The following is a 20619-nucleotide window of genomic DNA, read 5'->3' as shown; positions in this document are numbered from 1 at the left end:
AGCTGACCGTCACGGAAAGCCATAGCGGGACGTCGCTGATCGGCGAGAAGGAGGCGTGTCTGGCCTGGATGGGCGGCATGGTTTCCCCGGATGGTCGCGAAGCGAACGCGGTACGCGCGGAAAGGTAGGCCGCGACCCGTTTCGATCCCGCTAACGGGCGCCGGCGCCGTATCCGGTACCCGGCCCCCGGGCGATTGCCGGCGGCGCGCCGAATTGAGCGCTATTCTTTGCGCACGAGCCGGATAAACTCCGGCTCGTTGCACCCTCGAGCGCCCGAAGGACCGACCCCATGAGCACGCCGCCCGCCTACGGTTTCGAGACGCTGGCCGTTCATGCCGGCACCCCGCCCGATCCGGCGACCGGCGCGCGCGCCATGCCGATCTATCAGACCACGGCCTATGTGTTCGAGGATGTCGACCAGGCGGCCTCGCTGTTCAATCTGCAGAGCTATGGCTACATCTATTCCCGCCTGACCAACCCGACCGTGGCGGCGCTGGAAGAGCGCATGGCGACGCTGGAGGGCGGGCGCGGCGCCGTCTGCTGTGCCTCGGGCCATGCCGCCCAGCTGCTCGCCTTCTTCGGTTTCATGACGCCGGGCGCCTCGTTCCTGGCGTCGAACCGGCTCTACGGCGGGTCGATCACCCAGTTCGGCCGCAGCTTCAAGAAGTTCGGCTGGAACGTCGGCTTCGTCGACCAGACCGACCCGGACAATTTCAAGCGTGCGCTCGACGACGCGCAGGATTGCCGGGCGATCTTCGTCGAGAGCCTGGCCAATCCGGGCGGTGTGGTGACCGACCTGGAGGCGGTGGCCAAGATCGCCCATGACGCCGGCATCCTTTTCATCGTCGACAATACCATGGCCTCGCCCTACCTATGCCGGCCGATCGAGCATGGCGCCGACCTGGTGGTGCATTCGACCACCAAGTTCCTGGGCGGCCACGGCCAGGCCATGGGCGGCTGCGTTGTCGATTCCGGAAAATTCGATTGGTCGCAGAGCGCCAAATACGCGACCTTGGCCGAGCCGGAGCCAGCCTATCACGGCCTGCGCTTCCAGGAGACGTTCGGCGACCTCGCCTTCACGGTCCATGGCCATGCGGTGGGTCTGCGCGATCTGGGTCCCGCCATGGCGCCGATGAACGCGTTCCTGACGCTGACCGGCATCGAGACCCTGGCGCTACGCATGGAGCGCCATGTCGCCAATGCCGAGGCGGTCGCACGCTTCCTGTCGGAACATCCGGCCGTCGAGTGGGTGTCCTATGCCGGATTGCCGACCAGCCCGTACCATGAACTGGCCAAGCGCTACCTGCCCAAGGGTGCCGGATCGGTCTTCACCATCGGCTTGAAGGGCGGCTATGCCGCCGGCATCAAGCTGGTCGAGGGGGTCGAGCTGTTCTCTCATCTCGCCAACATCGGCGACACCAAGTCGCTGATCCTGCACCCGGCTTCGACCACTCATCGGCAACTGAACGAGGCGCAGCAGATCGCCGCCGGCGCCGGCCCCGAGGTCGTGCGCCTGTCGATCGGCATCGAGCAGCGCGAGGACCTGATCCGCGACCTGGACCAGGCCCTGGCGAAGACGGTTTGACACGATGACCCTGTGGGTGCGCTACGCGCTGGAAGGAGAGATCGGCTTCGGCACGATCGAGGGCGACCAAATCGCCGAGTATCGAGGCGACCCGTTCCAAGCGCCGCAGCCGACCGGCCGCACGACGGCGCTGGCGGACGCGACCCTGCTGACGCCGACCCTGCCGTCGAAGTTCATCGGCTTGTGGAACAACTACCACGCGGCGGCAGCCAAGGCCGGCAACGCCATCCCGGAGGAGCCGCTCTATTTCCTCAAAGGCGCCAACAGCTTCCATCCGACCGGAGTGCCGATCCGCACGCCACGGCACTATGACGGCAAGATCGTCTTCGAGGGTGAGTTGGGCATCGTCATCGGGCGCCGCCTGTTCGACGTCGACGAGGCGGCGGCCACCGCCGGGATCTTCGGCTATACCTGCGTCAACGACGTGACCGCGTTCGACGTGTTGAACCGCGATCCGAGTTTCGCGCAATGGGCCCGAGCCAAGAGCTTCGATACGTTCGGCGTGTTCGGCCCGGCAATCGCGACCGGGCTCGACCCGGCCACGCTCACCATCCGGACCCTGGTCAATGGCCGGGAGCGCCAGAACTACCCGGCCAGCGACATGATTCTGCCGCCGGCCCGGATCGTCAGCCTGATCTCGCGCGAAATGACGCTCGAGCCGGGCGACGTCATCGCCTGCGGCACGTCGCTCGGCGCCGGCGTGATGCGCGCCGGCGCCGAGGTCGAGGTCGTGATCGACGGGATCGGTACCCTCGGCAATACGCTGGCCTAGCTGGTCCGGAAGACCAGAGCCAAGCCGCCGAGGATCGCCGCCATGCCGGCCAGCGCGAGCGGCGCCATCGGGTTGCCGAGCAGGACATAGTCGAGCGCCGCGGTACCGGCCGGCACCAGGTAGAACAGGCTGGTGACGTTGACCAGGTTGCCGGTCTGGATCAGCCGGTAGAACAGCAACGTGGCACCCACGGAAATGACGAGGCCCATATAGCCGAGCGGCAGCACGAACGCCCAGCCCCAGGCGACGCGGAATGGCTCGAACGCCAGGCAGACGAGGCACAGGACCAGGCTCACGCCATATTGCAGCGGCAGAACCGCGGCCGGCGCCTCGCGAATACGCTTTTGCAGGATGGCGCCCGCCGTCATGCAGCCGAGTGCGGCCAGCGCGAAGCCGATACCGAGCCCCGACAAGCGCGTCTGGACCAGGCTCTGATAGACGATCGCCACCAGTCCGCAGAGCGCCAGGGCGAGACCGGCGAGCCGGGTCGCCGAGAAGCGGCGTTCCACCAGGAGCAAGGTCAGGATCGGCTGTATGCCTAAGAGCGTCGCGAGCACGCCGGGGGTCATCCCCTTGTCGAGCGCCAGCAGATAGCAAATCGAGTAGAGGCCGACCAGCAGGGCGCCGGTCAACGCTACCCGGACCCGCGTTCCGGCCGCGGGCAGGACCTGGCGTCGAGCGAGGCCGATCGCCAGCAGCCCGGCAAAGCCCAGCGCGAAGCGCAACACCAGGAAGGCGAAGGGCGAGGCCTGGGCCAGCCCCAACTTTGCGGCGATGCCGCCGCCGCTCCACAACAAGACGAACAGGCAGGTCGAGCCAAAGGCGGCCGCAGCCGCTTTGTCGAATTTCATCGGATTTCCCCTGTCGGGAGACAAGTCACGACTCCAGCCGCGCGGTTCAGCGCGGGTTCAGGTCACCTGGAGCCAGGAAGAAGGGCTAAAGATCAGCCAAGCACGGCCGCGGGCGGCGGCGGCGCGACAGGGGGAGCGGCGATCGACCGGAAGCAGTGCGTGAAGGGGATCATGGTTTCGGCCGATCGTTCGGGTTTCGCCGGGAAGCCTCGCCGTTGCGGAGGATCTTGTCAACCGAGCGGTCGCAACACGGCCCGACCCACACTACCCGATCGTCATCAGGCTGGCGTTGCCGCCGGCGGCGGCCGTGTTGGTGCTGATCGAGCGTTCGGCGACCAGCCATTCCAGCGGATAATCCTCGGTGCCATCGGCAAGGGCGTCGCGGTCGATGCCATAGACCGGCACGATCGGGCCGGGTAGCGCCGCCGCCTGCTGGTTGACCGATTTGAGCGCGTCGCTGTCGCCCTCGAACAGCACGGCCGCGACCGGGCCAGCCCCGGTCCAGTCCTCGGCGGACGAGACCCAGCCTTTGAGCGTCTTGGGCAGCTTGGCCAGGATCGCCTTCGAGGCGGGCATCGCCTGGACCAGAACCTTGTTGCCGGTCGCGAGCGCCGCCCCGATCTGCAGCAGCAGGCCGGCCTCGGTCTGGGCCAGGCAGGCGATCGTGCCCCGCGGCTGGATCACGTAGGTGTTGCGCTCGCCGACCGGGCCGGGCAGGTCCTTGACCGCACCGGCCAGCGAGGCCGCCAGATAGCGCCGGCAGCGGGCGGCCTCCTGGCTTCGTCCTTCGGTCGCGAGCCAGGTGCCGTAGGCCTCGGCGACGGCGGGTGGTGCGCCGGCGATGCCGTCCGGTGCCGGACCCGCCGGCCGGGCCGCCAGCAGGCGCCCGAGATAGAGCGGGCCGCCAGCCTTGGGGCCCGTGCCCGACAGGCCATGGCCGCCGAACGGCTGCACGCCCACGACCGCGCCGATCAGGTTGCGGTTCACATAGATGTTGCCGGCGCCGATCTTCTCGGTCACCCGCACGATGGTCTCGTCGATCCGGGTATGCACGCCGAAGGTCAGGCCATAGCCGGCCGCGTTGATCTCGTCGAGCAGCTGGTCGAGCCTGTCACGGCGATAGCGCACGACATGCAGCACCGGGCCGAACACCTCGCGCTTCAACTCGGTGAAGCTGTCGAGCTCGATCAGGGTCGGCGCCACGAAGGTGCCGTGACGGGCGGCCACCGGCAGCGGCAGTTCCTCGACCCTGCGGCCCTTGGCCTTGAGTGCCGCGACATGCTTCAGGATGCCCGCCTTGGCCTCGGCCGTGATGACCGGGCCGACGTCGACCGACAGCCGGTCCGGATTGCCCACGACCAGTTCGGCCATGGCGCCTTTCAGCATGGTCAGCACCCGGTCGGCGGCTTCTTCCTGCAAGCACAGCACGCGCAGCGCCGAGCAGCGCTGGCCGGCACTGTCGAAGGCCGACATCAGCACGTCGCCCACGACCTGTTCCGGCAGGGCAGAGCTGTCGACGATCAGCGCATTCTGGCCACCGGTCTCGGCAATGAGCGGGATCGGCTTGCCTTCAGGGCTCAAGCGCTCGGACAGCGTCTTCTGGATCAGGCGGGCCACCTCGGTCGAGCCGGTGAACATCACCGCCCGGCCGCGCGGATCGGCGACCAGGCGCGCACCCACGTCGCCGGCGCCCGGCAGCAGCTGCACCGCCCCCTCGGGCACGCCGGCCTCGCGCAGCATCTGGACCGCGGCGGCGGCGATCAGCGGCGTCTCCTCCGCCGGCTTCGCCAGCACCGGGTTGCCGGCGGCGAGCGCCGCCGCGACCTGGCCCGTGAAGATCGCCAGCGGGAAATTCCACGGGCTGATGCAGACCACGGGACCCAGCGGGCGATGGCTGTCGTTGGAGAAGGACGCGTTCACCTGGGCCGCGTAGTAGCGCAGGAAATCGACCGCCTCGCGCACCTCGGCAATGGCGTTCGGCAGCGACTTTCCAGCCTCGCGCACGATCAGGCCCAGGAGCTGCGGCATCCGTGTCTCCATGAGATCGGCGGCGCGGATCAGGCAGCCGGCGCGCTCGTCGGGCGGCGTCGCCTGCCAGATCGGTGCGGCCGCGACCGCATGGCCCATGGCCGCGTCGACCTGGGCGGCCGATGCCTCGATCACCCTGCCGACGAGATCGCGATGGTTTGCCGGGTTGCGCACTTCGCGCGCCGGCCCGTCCTGCGGTCCGTCGGCCAACAGCGGCATCGCCCGATAGGCCGTGTCGCCGCTCGACAGCAGCGCCGCCGAGAGCGAGGCCAGACGCTGTTCGTTCGTGAGGTCGAGCCCGGCCGAATTCGGCCTGACCTCGCCGAACAGGTCGCGCGGCAGCGAAATCTTCGCATGGGTGGCCCCGACCGGCTCGACCGCCCTCGCCTGCTCGACCGGGTCGGCGATCATCTCGTCGATCGACACGCTCTCGTCGGCGATACGATTGACGAACGAGGTGTTGGCGCCGTTTTCCAGCAGGCGCCGCACCAGATAGGCCAGCAGGGTTTCGTGGGTCCCCACCGGCGCATAGATGCGGCACGGCCGGTTCAGCTTGTCCTTGCCGACGACCTCTTCATACAGCGGCTCGCCCATGCCATGCAGGCACTGGAACTCGTACTGACCGGCGTAGTAGTTGCCACCGGCCATGGCATGGATGGTCGCGAGCGTGTGACCATTGTGGGTGGCGAATTGCGGGAAGACCGCGTCCGGCGCCGCCAGCAGCTTCTTGGCGCAGGCGAGATAGGAGACGTCGGTGTGGATCTTGCGGGTATAGACCGGGAAGCCCTCGAGCCCATCCTGCTGGGCGCGCTTGATCTCGCTATCCCAATAGGCCCCCTTGACCAGGCGGATCATCAGGCGGTGGCCGCTGCGCCGTGCCAGGTCGATGATATAATCGAGCACGGCGGGCGCGCGCTTCTGATAGGCCTGGACGACGAAGCCGATGCCGTTCCAGCCCGCCAGTTCCGGCGCGAAGCACAGCGCCTCCAGCAGGTCGAGCGACAGCTCCAGCCGGTCCGCCTCCTCGGCATCGATGTTGATGCCGATGTCGTAGCTGCGGCCGAGCACGACCAGCGCCTTCAGGCGTGGCAGCAACTCGCCCATCACCCGGTCCTGCTGGGCGCGGGAATAGCGCGGGTGCAGAGCCGACAGCTTGATCGAGATGCCCGGTCCCTCGTAGATGCCGCGCCGCGCCGCCGCCTTGCCGATGGCGTGGATCGCCTGCTCATAGTCCGCGTAATAGCGCTCGGCATCGCGGGCCGTGGTCGCCGCCTCGCCCAGCATGTCGTAGGAATAGCGGAAGCCCTTGGCTTCGAGCTTGCGGCTGTTGGCGAGCGCTTCCGAGATGGTCTGCCCGGTGACGAACTGTTCGCCCATCATGCGCATGGCGATGTCGACGCCCTTGCGGATCAGCGGCTCGCCGCCTTTGCCGATGATACGGGTCAGCGCCGAGGACAGGCCCGATTCGCTCGATGTGGTCGTGAGCCGTCCGGTAACGACGAGCCCCCAGGTCGCGGCATTGACGAACAGCGACGGGCTGTTGCCGACGTGGGAGTGCCAGTCGCCGACACTGATCTTGTCGCGGATCAGCGCATCGCGCGTCGCCCGGTCCGGAATGCGCAGCAGCGCCTCGGCCAGGCACATGAGGGCGACACCCTCCTGGCTCGACAGCGAATATTCATGGATCAGCCCCTCGACACCACCGCCCCGACGCTTGCCGCGCAACGCCTCGACCAGCTTGCGCGCCAGCTGGCGGGCCTGGTCGGCCATCGGCGCCGGCAGGGTCGCCTCGCTGATCAGCAACGGCAGGCATTCCGGCTCCGGCCGGCGATAGGCGGCCGTGATCTTGGCACGGAGCACGGTCTGCGGCTGGACGGTCTGGGCGAATTCCAGGAACGGCTGCGATCCGCCGTCCCCATCGGCGATCCCTTCGGGCAGATCACTGGTCCCAGCCCCCTCGCCCGCGACGACCGACAGGTCCTCGCCACGCTCGACCCGCTCCAGGATCGACACGATCGACTGCTTGATCAGCCAATGGGGCGTCCGCCCCAATCGCTCGGCCGCCTTGCGCAACCGGTTGCGCAGATCGTCGTCGAGTTTCACGCCAATCGTGGTGGTCGCCATGGGGGCCTCGCGCGGGCGGGATCGGGAATGGGGCGCCAGAGGTGCAACCCATCGGGAAAGACTAGCGCAACCCAGCAGAAATGAAAAGCGCAACCACCTCCCCAGATCGTCCGTCATTCTCTTTTGGGCGACAGAGAAAGTCCGGGCGACAGCCTATCCCAGACCCGGCGGATAGCAGGACACCTCGACCAGGTTCTGGTCGGGGTCGCGGAAATAGATCGACTGCATCGACCCGAGCGCGCCGGGACGCTCGACCGGGCCCAGTTCGATCGGTACGCCTGCGGCCGCGAGGCGCGCCTGGATCGTCTGGAGCGGCACGCCGGAAATCAGGCAGAAATCGCCGGCGCCGGGCGTCGGATGCAGGGCGCGCGGCGACCATTCCCGGCCGTGAGCATGCAGGTTGATCTTGTTGCGACCGAACTGGATCGCGCGGCGCGTGCCCGGACCCTTGACCACCGTGACGCCCAGCGTCGCCACATAGAAGGCGCAGGTCGCGCCCACGTCGGCCACGGTCAGCACGAAATGGTCGATCCGGTCGATCGGACCAGCCGCGACCGCGCGCGTCCCGGCGTGCGGCATGCCGTCATGGGGCCCGAGCGGGCGCGCCGGCAGGTCCGTCCAGACATCCTTGCGCCGCGCCTCCGTCTCGGGATTCAGCGGATAGCGGATGCGGTTCTCCGCCTTGCTGGCCTCGCCGACCACGAGAAGACGGGCGTCGCGATCGCTGTTGTTGAGAAACGTATGCGCCTGGCCGGTCCCGGCGGGAAAGCTGACCGCGTCGCCCGGTCCCAGCGGATACAGCACCCCGTCGAGCCAGACGTCGGGATGGCCCTCGATCACATAGGCGAACTCCTCCTCGGCGCTTTCGGCATGGGGGAAGGAAGTGCGGCGCCCCGGCTTCAGCAGCTCGTGGTGGATGCCGAGCCGGGTCAGGCCCATGCGCCGGGCGAACGGGCTGCCGATGCTCATCAGCTCGTCGCTGTCGGGATAATGGGAATTATCCGGATCCTGGATCTCGGAATAGTGGCGGATGCAGTCGGGGCGGTCGGTCATGGCCCGATGATCGCGCCAAAGCCGGCCGCCGCCAAGAACTTGATCGGAAGAAATTCCTGCAGCCTATTTCGCCGGCTCTTCCTTGCCGCCGACCCAGGTCCAGCCGGTGATGAGCCACCGTTTGGACAGCTGCTTCAACGTGAAGACGATCTGCGCCGGCTCGCGCTTGGCGGCGCCCTTTTCCTTGTAACTGAACACCACCGGAACGACGACATAGCCGGCATTGCCGTTGATGTCCTCACGGCTCGCATCGCCGAGCGTCACCGACTCGTCGCTGAAACCGCCCGCCTTGCTGGCTGCCTCCAGGTCACGGCCCCAACGCCGGAGCGCGTCGGCGCCGACCCACAGATGGGGCGGAATCTCGTCGATGATGCTGATCGTGCCCGGCGCGAAGCTTTTCGCCGCCGCCTTCTCGTCGCCCTTGTTGAAGCTGTCGACGAACTGATGGATCGGCGCCATCAGCGGCGTCTCCGCCTGCGCCGCACCGATCAACGACAGCTGTGCCGCGGCGCACGCGCCAATCAGCAGATACCTCATCGTAACCCCCGGAAAAGCATGGCGGAACAGGCATGGCGCGGACGCCCGACAGGGCATCGCAAGCCATCAGTAACGCCGCAGAGAAGGGCCGGCCGTCAAGCCGATAGTGCGCGAGGAACGGCAACGACCCGGCCAAAAGAAAAGGGCCTCCGGTTTCCCGCGGCCCTTGATCTGATTGCTTTCGGTGGTCGGGCAAGCGGGATTCGAACCCACGACCCCCAGTCCCCCAGACTGATGCGCTACCAGGCTGCGCTATTGCCCGACTCTACCGAAACCCGGTCGATCGTCGATCGGCCGTGCCGGGCTCGCGTCCGGCGGAGCGGAATATAGGTGCCGCCGGGCGGCCGATGCAACCGGCATCTTCTCGCCGGCCCGCCGGACCGCTATGCAGAAGGCGGATGCGCAGGATTTCGGAGGAACGGCGTGAAGGCAATCGCTTTGGCGATGGGAACGGCCTTGTTCCTGGTGCTGTGGGAACTCGCGTTCCAGCTGCTCGTCGCGGCCGGCCATTGGCACTTGAGCGAGTTGGCGCTCTATGCCGGCGACAAGCTGGGGTTTGCCGCGCTGCTGGCGCTGGTTGTCACGGCCGGCCGGCGCTGGCGCGCGTGCGGCTTTGCCGGGCCGCTGGCCCTCGCCCGCTGGTGGATGCTCTGGCCGATCTGGTTCGATGCGCTCGTGCCGCTGAGCCAGGGCCCGGCCGAGGATGGCGCGCTGTATCTGATCGGCTGGGGTGCCGTCAGCCTGGCCGTCGGCTTCGGCGAGGAAGGCCTGTTCCGCGGCATCCTGATGGACATGCTGGGGCTCGACCGGCCACGCCGGGCGATCGTCGTGTCGTCGCTGCTGTTCGGCGCGATCCATCTGGCCGGGCTGCTGTCGCCGATCGATTATCGCCTGGTGCTGGCCCAGTCTGTGAGCGTCGTCGGATTGGGGATGATCCTGGGCGCCGTCCGCATCCGCGCCGCATCGATCTGGCCCGGCCTCATCGTCCATGCCGTGCTTGATTTCTGCGGCATCGCCGCCGGCGGCGGCGTGGTCGAGGCCATGCAATATTCCGACGATGCGCTCTATTCGATGCTCGGTGCCGGAGGCGTCGCCCTCGCCTGGGGCGTCCTGCTGTGCAGACGCCTGCCAACCCCGCCGCCCGCGATCGTCATGCCGGTCACGGCGTAACGACCGTCAGGTCGAGCCCGCGCATCGCCGCGGCCGCCGTCATCGCTCCCTCGAGGTCGGCAAGGGTGAAGCGCTCCACGTTCAGCGCGCCCAGATCGAGCAGCCCGGCCCGCACCAGCGCCGCCAGGCGCGCCATGGCGTCCTTCGGATACATGAAATTGCCGAGGATGCTCCAATTGTTGCCCAGCATCTCGCCGACCGGGACCGGCAACGGCACAGTCATACTGCCCATGAGCACGAGACGGCCGCCGCGCCCGAGTGCTTTCAGGCTGGCAAGCGTCGATTCGGCGCCGGTTGCGCGGCCGACCATGTCGAGCGCCACGGCGCCACTGCCATCGGCGGCATCGCGCAGGGCCGCGGCGTCCTGCTCGACGTCGCCGCTCAAACCCACGGTCACGACCCGGTCGCCACCGGCGGCAGCCAATGCGTCGAGCTGTGTCGCATCGCGTCCGGCGGCGACGACCCGCGCGGCCCCCATCGCCAGCGCTACAAGGACGCCGGCCGCGCCGTAGAAGCCGGTGGCGCCGTTGACGATCGCGACTTCGCCGGCTACGAGCCCTCCCCGCAGGAAGCCTCCATAGGGCACGATGAATTTGCCAAGGCCGGCGAGTTGCTCTGGCGACACCGCGTCGAGGCCGTCGAGCGGCGTCATCGTCGCGGCCGGCAGATGGGCATGGGTCGCGAAACTGCCGTCCGGCCAATCCGCCTGCAGTGCCAGGGTGGCTGCATCGAGCGCGCCGAACCGTGCGGACCCCATGGCGGTCAGGCCGATCAGCAACTGGGCGGGTGCGGCCACCCGTTCGTCGACCAGATGGTGCGGGCTCAGGGCGACGCGCTGGCCCGGCTGCAGGTGGTAAACTCCCGGGCCGACGGCCTCGACCACGCCGACGCCGTTCGTGCCGGGCGTGAAGGTGCCGGCCGGCAGGGCATACCCGAGCGAGCCGTCCAGCACCTTGCGCATGTAGCTCAGCACCGGCGCCGCTTCGATCCGCACGACTGCGCCGCCAGGGCCGGGTGTCGGAACGACCCGATCCTCGAACGCGAATTCGCCGCCCGCTCCGTGCAGCCGCCAAGCCTTCATGATCGCCTCCATTACAGGAACCAACGGTTCCTATATAATTCGAGACTTGTGGTTCCGCAATAGCCGGCTATGATTTTCCGATGAGCGACCCGACATCAAACGCCAGGCCGGGCCGACCGCGCGACGAACAGGCCGGCCCGGCTATCCTGGCCGCTACCCGTCAGCTGCTGGATCGCCATGGCTATCACGACGTGACCACCGCGCTGATCGCGCGGCAGGCCGGCGTCGGCAAGCAGACGCTCTACCGGCGCTGGGACAGCAAGCCGGCCTTGATCCTCGACGCGCTGGCCGACCATGCGCGCCGGGACATTGATTGGTCGGCACCGCCGTTGGCGGATGACGATCTCGAAGGCTTCCTCGTCCGCGTCTTCGCCGCCGTCGGGCGGACCGGCGACACGCTGCGTCACCTGATGGCGGAGGCCCAGAGCGATGTCGCGTTCCGCAGCCTGCTCAAGGAACGTCTGATCGAGCCGCGTCGCGCCGCGCTGCGCGCGGTGCTGGAACGGCGGATCGGCGCGGATCCGGCGGCGTTGACCGCCGCGGTTGCCGCGATCTATGGGGCGCTGTGGTATCGATTGATGATGGACGAGCCGCTCGACGCGGCGTTCGCCGGCGATCTGGCCCGGCTGGTGCCGGGCCGGCTCAGCGCGGCGTCAGCAGCGCCTTGATGGCTTCGAGTTCGACCAGCAGGTCGCCCAGCACCTCGCGCGTGGTCGCGTCGAGCGCGCGGCGGCGGCTCGTTGGCTTCGCGACGGGCTCCGGCTCGTCCGGCACGACCAGATCGGCATCGAGTTCTTCGAGACCGAGCGGCAGGGCCATCTCTTCATAGGACGGCCCGGCGCCCGGCTTGAGCGCACCCTCGCGCAGCAAGCGTTGCACGCCCTTGATGGTATAGCCCTCCTGATAGAGCAGCTTGGCCACCCGGCGCAGCAGCTCGACATCCTCGGGACGGTAATAGCGTCGCCCGCCGCCCCGCTTCAGCGGCCGGATCTGCGGGAACTTGGTTTCCCAGAAGCGCAGCACGTGCTGCGGCACGTCGAGCTCGTCCGCGACCTCGCTGATCGTGCGGAAAGCGGTCGCAGACTTGACCACCCGGCGCGCCGGCTCGTCGCCGTCGGTGCGCAAGGGGTCAGACATGCTCAGGCCTTCCGGCCCGGCTTGCCGCTGGCCTTGGCGAGCGTCGTGTTGATCTGGTCCTTGAGCACGTGGCTCGCCCGGAACACCAACACTTGGCGCGGCTCGATCGGCACTTCCTCGCCGGTTTTGGGATTACGCCCGACCCGTTCGCCCTTCTGGCGCACCGCGAAGCTGCCGAAGGAAGAAATCTTGACCATTTCGCCGCGCGACAGCGCATCCGAGATCTCGCCCAGGACGGTTTCGACCAGATCGGCCGACTCGTTGCGCGACAGGCCGACCTCTTGGTAGACGGCTTCGCTCAGCTGGGCACGCGTAACGGTACCGCCGGTCATGGCTCAAGCCCTCCAGACGTTGTCCGAAGTGCAAACTTAATGACGAAACCGTGCAAGGTCAAAGGTATAGCGGTGAGTTTTTCGAGGCAGACGGCTTTTGCCGCCCGGTCACCAGCGGATCAGCGCCGAACCCCAGGTGAAGCCGCCGCCCATGGCTTCCAGCAGCACCAGCTCGCCGCGCTTGATCCGACCGTCATGGACCGCCTCGGCCAAGGCCAGCGGAATGGAGGCGGCCGAGGTATTGGCGTGCCGATCGACCGTCACGACCACCCGGGCCGGGTCGAGGCCGAGTTTCTTGCCGACCCCATCGATGATGCGCTTGTTGGCCTGGTGCGGCACCAGCCAATCGATGTCGCGCGCGGTCAGCTGCTGGGCCGACAGTGCCTCGTCGACCACTTCGGCCAGCCTTTGCACGGCGTGGACGAAGACCTTGCGGCCTTCCATGCGCAGGTGGCCGACCGTGCCGGTCGAGGACGGCCCGCCGTCGACATAGAGCAGCTCGTAATTGTCGCCGTCGGAATGGAGGTGGGTCGACAGGATGCCGCGCTGATCGGTGTCCTCGGCCCGCAGCACCACGGCACCGGCGCCGTCGCCGAACAGCACGCAGGTCTGGCGGTCGTTCCAGTCGAGCAGGCGCGAGAAGGTCTCGGCACCGATCACCAGCGCGGTCTTGACCTGACCGGCCTTGATGAAATTGTCGGCGACGCCCAGCGCATAGACGAAGCCGGAGCACACCGCCTGTACGTCGAAGGCGAAGCCGCGCTTCATACCCAGCTTGTGCTGCACCTTGGTTGCGGTCGCCGGAAAGGTATTGTCGGGGGTGGCGGTCGCCACGATGACCAGGTCGAGTTCGTCGACGCCGATGCCGGCATGGGCGAGCGCGTTGCGCGCGGCGGCGATCGCCAGGTCGGACGTGAATTCGCCCTCGGCCGCGACATGGCGCTGGCGGATGCCGGTGCGCTGGACGATCCATTCGTCCGTCGTGTCGACCCGGGTCGCCAATTCTTCGTTGGTGACGATGCGCGACGGCAGGTAGGCACCGCAACCGAGAACGACAGAACGAAGGGGCATGATCTCTCGAAGGCTAGACGGTCGCACTCTGCGGCGGAATCTCTGGCCCGCGCAGCACGGCCAATTCTTCACGGATCTGATCGAGGAAGCCGTTCACCTGAAGGTCGACCGCAACGCCGATCGCGTTGGCGAAGCCGACCGCGTCGGACCCGCCATGACTCTTGACCACGATTCCGTTGAGGCCAAGCAGCATGGCGCCATTATAGCGCCTCGGATCGAGCCGATCCCGCATTTTATTCAAGGCCGGCCGGGCGAACAAATAGCCGATCTGGGCCAGGAGCGAGCTTTTGAACGCGGATCGGGTGAAGCTGGAAAACAGCTTGACCACGCCCTCCATCGCTTTCAGCGCAATATTTCCGCTGAAACCGTCGGTGACGATGACGTCGACCGTGCCGGCCGCGATATCGTTGCCCTCGACGAAACCATGATAGGTGATGCCGGGGATGCCGGCCTTGAGGCGAACCGCCGCCTCGCGCACCGCATCGTTGCCCTTCGCCTCTTCCGAGCCGACGTTCAGCAGGCCGACGGTCGGTTTGACCAGGCCCAGCACGGCCCGCGCGAAGGCATCGCCCATCAGCGCGAACTGGACGAGGTTCTCGGCATCGCACTCGATGTTGGCACCAAGGTCGAGCAGCACGGTCTCGCCGCGCATGGTCGGCAGGAACTGGGCGATCGCCGGGCGTTCGATTCCCGGCAGCATCTTCAGCACCATCTTGGCCATGACCATCAGCGCGCCGGTATTGCCGGCCGACACGATGCAACCGGCCTTGCCCTCGGCCACCGCATCGATCGCGAGCCGCATGCTCGAGCGCCGGCCGCCGCGAAGCGCCGCCGCCGGCTTCGCATCGCCGGTGATGACGTCTTCCGCATGCATGACTGTGGAAGCCGCCTTCAGGCGCAGCAGCTTCTCGAGCTGCGGGTTGATCCGGAGCTCGTCGCCGTAGAGCAGGAAACGGACCTGCGGAAACCGCACCAAGGCGATCTCCGCGCCCTTCAACACCATGTCCGGCGCTTGATCGCCGCCCATGACGTCCAGAGCGATGGTGAGTTCCTTGCTCAAGACAGGAAGACCGGCCTCAAGCTGGGATCAGACGGCTTCGGCTGCGGTGACTTCACGACCGTCGTACTGGCCGCACGAGCCGCAGACGTGATGCGGGCGCTTCAGCTCGCCGCAGTTGGAGCATTCGGCATAGCTGCTCGGCGCCAATGCATCGTGCGAGCGGCGCATGTTGCGGCGCGACTTGGAGGTCTTTTTCTTCGGAACGGCCATCGTAACGAACTCGTAAAGTTGAGGGCACCGCCGGACGGCCGGCGGTATCTATACAAAAACGCCTGGTCCCGCAACCGCGGAAACGTCAGCTCTGCTTTTTGAGCGCCGCCAAGGCGTCAAAGGGATTGCGTCGCGCCATCGGGGCACCGGCTTCGTCGCCTTCTTCCCCGAGGGCTTTCGCCGACGCGGTCGAAGATTGAGCGCCCACGACCCTAGGGTAAGGATCCATGGCGACCGACAATTGTTGCGCGACTGCTTCACCAATGTCAATCGAGTCACCTATGAGCGGCTCGATGATCTCATCTTCCGGATTGTCTAGGGCCATCTGGTCGGCGGTCGCCTCGTCGATGTCCGGACGGTAGATGAGCGTGAAGCGATCCGCGATCCTAGCCGGCACCGGATCGGTCGTGACGACGCAGGCCTGGACGAATTCGGCTTCAATCTCGCCGTCGAAGCGGACCGCATCGCCCGGCTCGCGCTTCAGGGTCACGGTCGCCTCGAACCGGTCGAGCGAGATCAGGTCGAACCGGCGGGCCAGCGCCGCGCGCTCGGCCTCGTTCGCCCGCAACCGATAGGTCGACGGCTTGAACCCCAGCCGCGAGGCCGAGATCGGATGCGAGAATTCCGGCGCTCCTTCGAGCGGAGATGGCGTTTGGTCGGCGGCAGGCATGACGCGCTCTCGGCAGCAGGCTTGGATGAATGAACCCTATAGATCGGTCTTCGCGGCCGTTCCGTCGAGAGGATTCCTCGCAGGGGCCTCATGCGGCCCGCCTCGGGGTGCGGCGAAGACGGCTGTGCCTGCGGTGATCGCCGCGGCATCCTGCCCGGCCAGCTCGGCCACCTGGCACTGCAGATACGCGGCCATGAAGTCGAGATCCTCTTCGCGCGGGCTGGCCGTGCCGTAGAGATTGCGGCGCAGCGCCTCGCGCAGGTCGCCGGTACCGGCCAGCCCGTCGCGGTAGGCCTTGATGCGCCCGGCGAAGCCTTCGGCCATGCGCTTCACCTGCTTGCCGACCGACAGGTCGCCCGTCCCCATCTCGCGCAGTGCCCGGTCCATGTCGCCGAACAGCACGTCGTAGAGCGCCTGGCCGAACTTCTGCGCCTCCGGATGCGCGCTCAGGCGGTGCAGCACCAGGAAGGCATGGAGCACGATCATTTCGAATCGGCCGTCGAGCGTGTCTGGCACGCCGTGGTCGGCATAGAACGGCACGAGCCGGGCCTGATCGACGGCGGCGCGATGGACGGCGGCGGCGGCGATCTTCTCGGGCGGGTGGCCGAATAGGCGGGCGAAAGCCATGGGACCTCGGGTTTTCGGCGACGGACCGGTGGTTCGGGCCATCGCGGGAATTGACAGGTGGGTACCGGAACGGGCACCTATTGCCGCAAATGGGTGCCGATATACAGAATTTCATTCGCCGCCGCTCTCACGCATCGCGTGGGGTCTGGCTTGCATTGGCCGCAGCGGCGCCGCTGGCGCTTGCCGCGTGCAGTCCGCCCGTCGAATTGCGGGGCAATCTGCCCGACCCGGAAGCGGTGGCGCAGGTCGTGCCCGGCAAGACCACCAAGGTGGAGGTGACTCACCTGCTGGGCTCGCCGTCGAACATCAGCACGTTCGATACCGGCACCTGGTATTACATCGCCCGCCGCTCCGTGCGTGACGCATTGTCCGAACCGCAGCTGACCGGCCAGACCATCTATGTCGTCCAGTTCGACGATACCGGCGTGGTCAAGTCCTTCCAGCAGCAGGACAATAACGATACGGACGTGGCCATGATCCCGCGCACGACGCCCGCCTCGGGCAAGGAACTGTCGCTGATCGAGCAGTTGCTCGGCAACTTCGGCAAGTTCTCCAGCAGCGACGACAAGAAGAAGACCGGCGGCTAGCACCGCCGGCGACCGTTCTCTGGCTGCGCCCGATCCGGCGGTTCCCCGCTTGAGCGGTGCGGCACCGCGAGGCAGATTGATCGGCCCTCTGTCGGAGCCGTCATGACCCAGCCCTTTCCAGCCACCCTGATCATCACCGGCGCCAGCCGCGGCATCGGCGCCGCCGTGGCCCTGCTCGCCGGCCGTCATGGCTGGCGCGTCGCCGTCAATTACGCGCGCGATGAGGTAGCCGCCGGCTCCGTGGTCGCCGCGATTCGCGAGGCCGGTGGCACCGCCGAGGCGATCCAGGGCGACGTCAGCCGGGAGGCCGACATCCTGGCGCTGTTCCGGGCGGCGGAGGACCGGCTGGGACCCCTGGGCGGCCTGGTCAACAATGCCGGCATCACCGGCGGGTTCGCCCGGATCGACGAGCTCGGCGCCGAACCGCTGGCTCGGGTGCTGGCGCTAAACGTCGCGGGCACCATCCTGTGCGCGCGGGAGGCCGTCCGACGGCTGTCGACGCGCCATGGCGGCACCGGCGGCGCCATCGTCAACGTCTCGTCGCTGGCGTCCCGCACCGGCGGCGCCGGGGAATGGGTGCATTACGCCGCGACCAAGGGCGCCATCGATACCTTCACCATCGGCCTTGCCCGGGAGATCGCCGCCGAAGGCGTCAGGGTCAACGCCGTGGCGCCCGGTCTGATCGAAACCGACCTGCATGCGACGAACGGTGCCCCCGACCGGGCCGAGCGCATGGCGCCCGGCATCCCGATGCAGCGCGCAGGCACCCCGGAGGAGGTTGCCGAGGGCGTGCTGTGGCTGCTGTCGCCGGCCGCGTCCTATACCACCGGAACGATCCTGGAAATCGGCGGCGGTCGCTGAAAACGAAGATCGTGGCCATAGTCGTAGCCGCTTTGAACCAAGACGCAGGTCTATTGAAAGCGTGACCTAAGCCGCAAACGAGTCGAGGAAGGCCTTTCCAAGAGATGGGAACCAGGATGAATCCGGGCCAATGCTCGACCTCCCCTCATTTCCAACTTTATCTTCCAACCAAATAAGCCCCCATGGGCATTTAGGACCGAAGCCCATTTCGCAATATCCGATGCCCGTACCCGACGTTTGGTGCTCCAATATAGTCCAGCACGGGTAAGACGCATCTCCATAGTCCCATTGTCTGTCAACAGGATGGGGATCGACGAGCAGAACCTCCACGCATGCTCGAAGGGATGGTTCGAGCAGCAAAAGTTCTTGCCGGACGAGAGCTCGAACTTCCTCAGCACTGATCACGTGCTATATCTCCGCAAACATTAATCGAGGTCAGCAACGAAACGGCCCCCGGAGTCGCCTCCAGGGGCCGCCTCGTTCGATGGGCTCGTCAGTGGTGGTGAGCGGCCAGGATCGCCAGCAGCAGCAGCGCCACGATGTTGATGATCTTGATCATCGGGTTGACGGCCGGACCGGCGGTGTCCTTGTAGGGATCGCCGACCGTGTCGCCGGTCACCGCGGCCTTGTGGGCTTCGGAACCCTTGCCGCCGTGGTGGCCTTCCTCGATGTACTTTTTGGCATTGTCCCAGGCGCCGCCGCCCGAGGTCATCGAGATGGCGACGAACAGGCCGGTGACGATGGTGCCCAGCAGCATGGCACCCAAGGCGCTGAAGGCCTCGCTCTGGCCCGCGACCGCGTCGATCACGAAATAGAGCACGACCGGCGCCAGCACCGGCAGCAGCGAGGGCACCAGCATCTCGCCAATCGCCGCCTTGGTCAGCAGATCGACCGCCTTGCCATAGTCAGGCTTGGCGGTGCCTTCCATGATGCCGGGGATCTCCTTGAACTGCCGGCGCACCTCGACCACGACCGAGCCGGCCGCGCGCCCGACGGCGGTCATGCCCATGCTGCCGAACAGGTAGGGCAGCAGGCCACCGATGAACAGGCCGATCACGACATAGGGATTCTGCAGGGCGAAGCTGACCGCGAGTTCCGGGAAGTAGGTCTTGAGGTCCTCGGTATAGGCCGCGAACAGCACGAGCGAGGCGAGGCCGGCCGAACCGATGGCATAACCCTTGGTCACCGCCTTGGTCGTGTTGCCGACGGCGTCGAGCGCGTCGGTCGTCTTGCGCACGTCCTTGGGCAGGTCCGACATTTCGGCGATGCCGCCGGCATTGTCCGTCACCGGGCCGTAGGCATCGAGCGCCACGATCATACCGGCCAGCGCCAGCATGGTGGTCGCGGCGAACGCGATGCCGTAGAGACCGGCGGTCACGTAGGAGACGATGATGCCGGCCGAGATGACCAGCACCGGCAGCGCCGTCGATTCCATCGAGATCGCCAGGCCCTGGATGACGTTGGTGCCATGGCCTGTGGTCGAGGATTTCGCGATGGAGCGGACCGGCCGATAGTTCGTCGCCGTGTAATATTCGGTGATGACGACGATGAGGCCGGTGACGGCCAGGCCCACGATCGAGCAGACGAACAGGTCCTTGCCGGTGATCACCAGTCCGGCCGCGGTGGTCAGCGAATTGCCGAAGCCCACCTGGTCGCTGATCACATAGGCGATGAGCGCCGCCGACAGCACGCCGGTCGCGACCAGGCCCTTGTAGAGCGCGGCCATGATGTTCTGACTGCTGCCGAGCCGCACGAAATAGGTGCCGACGACGGAGGCCACGATGCAGACTGCGCCGACCAGCAGCGGCAGCAGCATGACCGTGTCGCGTGCCGCCCCGGTGAAGAAGATGAAGCCCAGCAGCATGGTCGCGACCACGGTCACGACATAGGTTTCGAACAGATCCGCCGCCATGCCGGCGCAGTCGCCGACATTGTCGCCGACGTTGTCGGCGATGACCGCCGGGTTGCGCGGATCATCCTCGGGAATGCCGGCCTCGACCTTGCCGACCAGATCGGCGCCGACGTCGGCGCCCTTGGTGAAGATGCCGCCGCCCAGCCGCGCGAAGATCGAGATGAGTGACGCACCGAACGACAGGCCCAGCAGCGCCTCCAGCACCGAGCGCAGGTCGGTGTCCGGCACGATGCTGCGCAGCACGAAGTAATAGATCGCGACGCCGAGCAGGCCCAAGCCGACCACCAGCATGCCGGTGATGGCGCCCGCCTTGAAGGCGACCGCGAGGCCGGCGGCAAGGCCGCCGCGCGAGGCCTGCGCCGTGCGCACGTTGGCGCGGACCGAGACGTTCATGCCGATGTAACCGGCGAGGCCCGACAGCGCCGCGCCGATGATGAAGCCGATCGCGACTTTGAGACCGAGGGTCAGGCCCAGGATGATGCAGATGACGACGCCGACGATGGCGATCGTGCGGTATTGGCGGTTGAGGTAGGCGCGCGCACCTTCCTGGATGGCGGCGGCGATCTCCTGCATGCGGGCGTTCCCCGCATCGGTCGCCAGCACCTGCCGCCCGGCGATCAGGCCGTACAGCAAGGCGATTGCACCGCAAACGATAATGATCCAATTCGTCATGACCATGCCGCGAAGCCTCTTATTCGTTGTTTTGGAGGGCGACGGCCGGCAGAACGAAGCGGCCGTGGTGCATACAGGCAAGCAGACCAAACAGTTTTGCAATATCAGAACGGGAAAGGCGGCACAATGACCGTACGGATTCGGCGGCGCCTTTACTGCGCCGTTCAAACAATCACGCCGGTATTCGATCAAATTTATTTCGCAGTTGCACAAAAACGATCTCGCGCTCTTCGCAGATGCGAGCTTGCCGCGTTCGTGTGACACGCCCTGCGGACGCTG

At 67.0% G+C, this 20619-nt stretch carries 19 protein-coding genes and 1 tRNA gene; 6 read left to right on the top strand and 14 right to left on the bottom strand.

Annotated features, from left to right (window positions below):
- The first annotated feature begins 289 nt into the window (after window positions 1-289).
- Both VGV37_RS21575 and VGV37_RS21570 read left to right on the top strand, forming a co-directional pair.
- Window positions 290-1585 carry an O-acetylhomoserine aminocarboxypropyltransferase gene (locus VGV37_RS21575; RefSeq protein ID WP_326881826.1) on the top strand — a complete coding sequence of 432 codons (1296 nt, stop codon included), beginning with the start codon at window positions 290-292 and terminating at the stop codon, window positions 1583-1585.
- A gap of 4 nt (window positions 1586-1589) precedes the next feature.
- The gene (locus tag VGV37_RS21570) at window positions 1590-2357 is read left to right on the top strand and encodes a fumarylacetoacetate hydrolase family protein (RefSeq protein WP_326881825.1); all 768 of its coding nucleotides are present in this window, start codon (window positions 1590-1592) and stop codon (window positions 2355-2357) included.
- On the opposite strand, the gene VGV37_RS21565 is transcribed toward VGV37_RS21570, so the two are convergent.
- The 5 genes from VGV37_RS21565 to VGV37_RS21545 all read right to left on the bottom strand — a co-directional run bounded on the left by VGV37_RS21565 (window position 2354) and on the right by VGV37_RS21545 (window position 9212).
- A complete protein-coding gene (locus VGV37_RS21565) occupies window positions 2354-3208 on the bottom strand; it encodes a DMT family transporter (protein WP_326881824.1) in 855 nt (284 codons plus the stop codon). The genes VGV37_RS21570 and VGV37_RS21565 overlap by 4 nt on opposite strands.
- Before the next feature lie 264 nt (window positions 3209-3472).
- A complete protein-coding gene (putA, locus tag VGV37_RS21560) occupies window positions 3473-7360 on the bottom strand; it encodes a trifunctional transcriptional regulator/proline dehydrogenase/L-glutamate gamma-semialdehyde dehydrogenase (protein WP_326881823.1) in 3888 nt (1295 codons plus the stop codon).
- A gap of 153 nt (window positions 7361-7513) precedes the next feature.
- Complete coding sequence (locus tag VGV37_RS21555) at window positions 7514-8413, bottom strand: cupin domain-containing protein (RefSeq protein WP_326881822.1); 900 nt, start codon at window positions 8411-8413, stop codon at window positions 7514-7516.
- Between the two features lie 63 nt (window positions 8414-8476).
- Window positions 8477-8950 (bottom strand): hypothetical protein, encoded by a 474-nt coding sequence (locus VGV37_RS21550; protein ID WP_326881821.1) that lies wholly within the window; start codon window positions 8948-8950, stop codon window positions 8477-8479.
- Window positions 8951-9135: 185 nt separating this feature from the next.
- Window positions 9136-9212, bottom strand: a tRNA-Pro gene (locus tag VGV37_RS21545).
- 161 nt (window positions 9213-9373) lie between these two features.
- Here VGV37_RS21545 and VGV37_RS21540 point away from each other — a divergent pair.
- Complete coding sequence (locus tag VGV37_RS21540; RefSeq protein WP_326881820.1) at window positions 9374-10120, top strand: CPBP family intramembrane glutamic endopeptidase; 747 nt, start codon at window positions 9374-9376, stop codon at window positions 10118-10120.
- Here the strand turns inward: VGV37_RS21540 and VGV37_RS21535 are convergent.
- Window positions 10110-11201: a zinc-binding dehydrogenase gene (locus tag VGV37_RS21535; protein ID WP_326881819.1), complete on the bottom strand. Its 1092-nt coding sequence runs from the start codon at window positions 11199-11201 to the stop codon at window positions 10110-10112. The genes VGV37_RS21540 and VGV37_RS21535 overlap by 11 nt on opposite strands.
- A gap of 80 nt (window positions 11202-11281) precedes the next feature.
- Here VGV37_RS21535 and VGV37_RS21530 point away from each other — a divergent pair, with 80 nt between their 5' ends.
- Window positions 11282-11869, top strand: coding sequence for a TetR/AcrR family transcriptional regulator (locus VGV37_RS21530; RefSeq protein ID WP_326881818.1), 588 nt, complete (start codon window positions 11282-11284; stop codon window positions 11867-11869).
- Here the strand turns inward: VGV37_RS21530 and VGV37_RS21525 are convergent.
- From VGV37_RS21525 to VGV37_RS21495, 7 genes are all read right to left on the bottom strand, one after another.
- Window positions 11844-12338, bottom strand: a complete 495-nt coding sequence (locus tag VGV37_RS21525) for a MerR family transcriptional regulator (protein ID WP_326881817.1) — start codon at window positions 12336-12338, stop codon at window positions 11844-11846. The genes VGV37_RS21530 and VGV37_RS21525 overlap by 26 nt on opposite strands.
- A gap of 2 nt (window positions 12339-12340) precedes the next feature.
- Window positions 12341-12670: an integration host factor subunit alpha gene (locus tag VGV37_RS21520; protein ID WP_326881816.1), complete on the bottom strand. Its 330-nt coding sequence runs from the start codon at window positions 12668-12670 to the stop codon at window positions 12341-12343.
- A gap of 108 nt (window positions 12671-12778) precedes the next feature.
- The gene (locus VGV37_RS21515) at window positions 12779-13741 is read right to left on the bottom strand and encodes a beta-ketoacyl-ACP synthase III (RefSeq protein WP_326881815.1); all 963 of its coding nucleotides are present in this window, start codon (window positions 13739-13741) and stop codon (window positions 12779-12781) included.
- A gap of 13 nt (window positions 13742-13754) precedes the next feature.
- Window positions 13755-14801, bottom strand: coding sequence for a phosphate acyltransferase PlsX (gene plsX, locus VGV37_RS21510; protein WP_326881814.1), 1047 nt, complete (start codon window positions 14799-14801; stop codon window positions 13755-13757).
- 27 nt (window positions 14802-14828) lie between these two features.
- Window positions 14829-15011: a 50S ribosomal protein L32 gene (rpmF, locus tag VGV37_RS21505; RefSeq protein ID WP_326881813.1), complete on the bottom strand. Its 183-nt coding sequence runs from the start codon at window positions 15009-15011 to the stop codon at window positions 14829-14831.
- An 85-nt stretch (window positions 15012-15096) separates the two neighbouring features.
- A complete protein-coding gene (locus tag VGV37_RS21500) occupies window positions 15097-15681 on the bottom strand; it encodes a DUF177 domain-containing protein (RefSeq protein ID WP_326881812.1) in 585 nt (194 codons plus the stop codon).
- Between the two features lie 36 nt (window positions 15682-15717).
- Complete coding sequence (locus tag VGV37_RS21495) at window positions 15718-16308, bottom strand: ubiquinol-cytochrome C chaperone family protein (RefSeq protein ID WP_326881811.1); 591 nt, start codon at window positions 16306-16308, stop codon at window positions 15718-15720.
- Between the two features lie 155 nt (window positions 16309-16463).
- On the opposite strand from VGV37_RS21495, the gene VGV37_RS21490 reads away from it, so the two are divergent.
- Together VGV37_RS21490 and VGV37_RS21485 are read left to right on the top strand one after the other, a co-directional pair.
- Entirely contained in the window at window positions 16464-16895 is a 432-nt protein-coding gene (locus tag VGV37_RS21490) for an outer membrane protein assembly factor BamE (RefSeq protein WP_326881810.1), read from the top strand.
- A 102-nt stretch (window positions 16896-16997) separates the two neighbouring features.
- Window positions 16998-17756 (top strand): SDR family oxidoreductase, encoded by a 759-nt coding sequence (locus VGV37_RS21485; protein WP_326881809.1) that lies wholly within the window; start codon window positions 16998-17000, stop codon window positions 17754-17756.
- Between the two features lie 493 nt (window positions 17757-18249).
- On the opposite strand, the gene VGV37_RS21480 is transcribed toward VGV37_RS21485, so the two are convergent.
- Window positions 18250-20346 (bottom strand): sodium-translocating pyrophosphatase, encoded by a 2097-nt coding sequence (locus tag VGV37_RS21480; protein ID WP_414638060.1) that lies wholly within the window; start codon window positions 20344-20346, stop codon window positions 18250-18252.
- Window positions 20347-20619: the final 273 nt, after the last annotated feature.

The organism is Aliidongia sp., assembly GCF_035943795.1.
Taxonomy (GTDB): Bacteria; Pseudomonadota; Alphaproteobacteria; order ATCC43930; family CGMCC-115725; genus Aliidongia.
The sequence above is the reverse complement of the archived record's forward strand: the minus strand, read 5'-3'. Positions and strand labels throughout refer to the sequence as shown.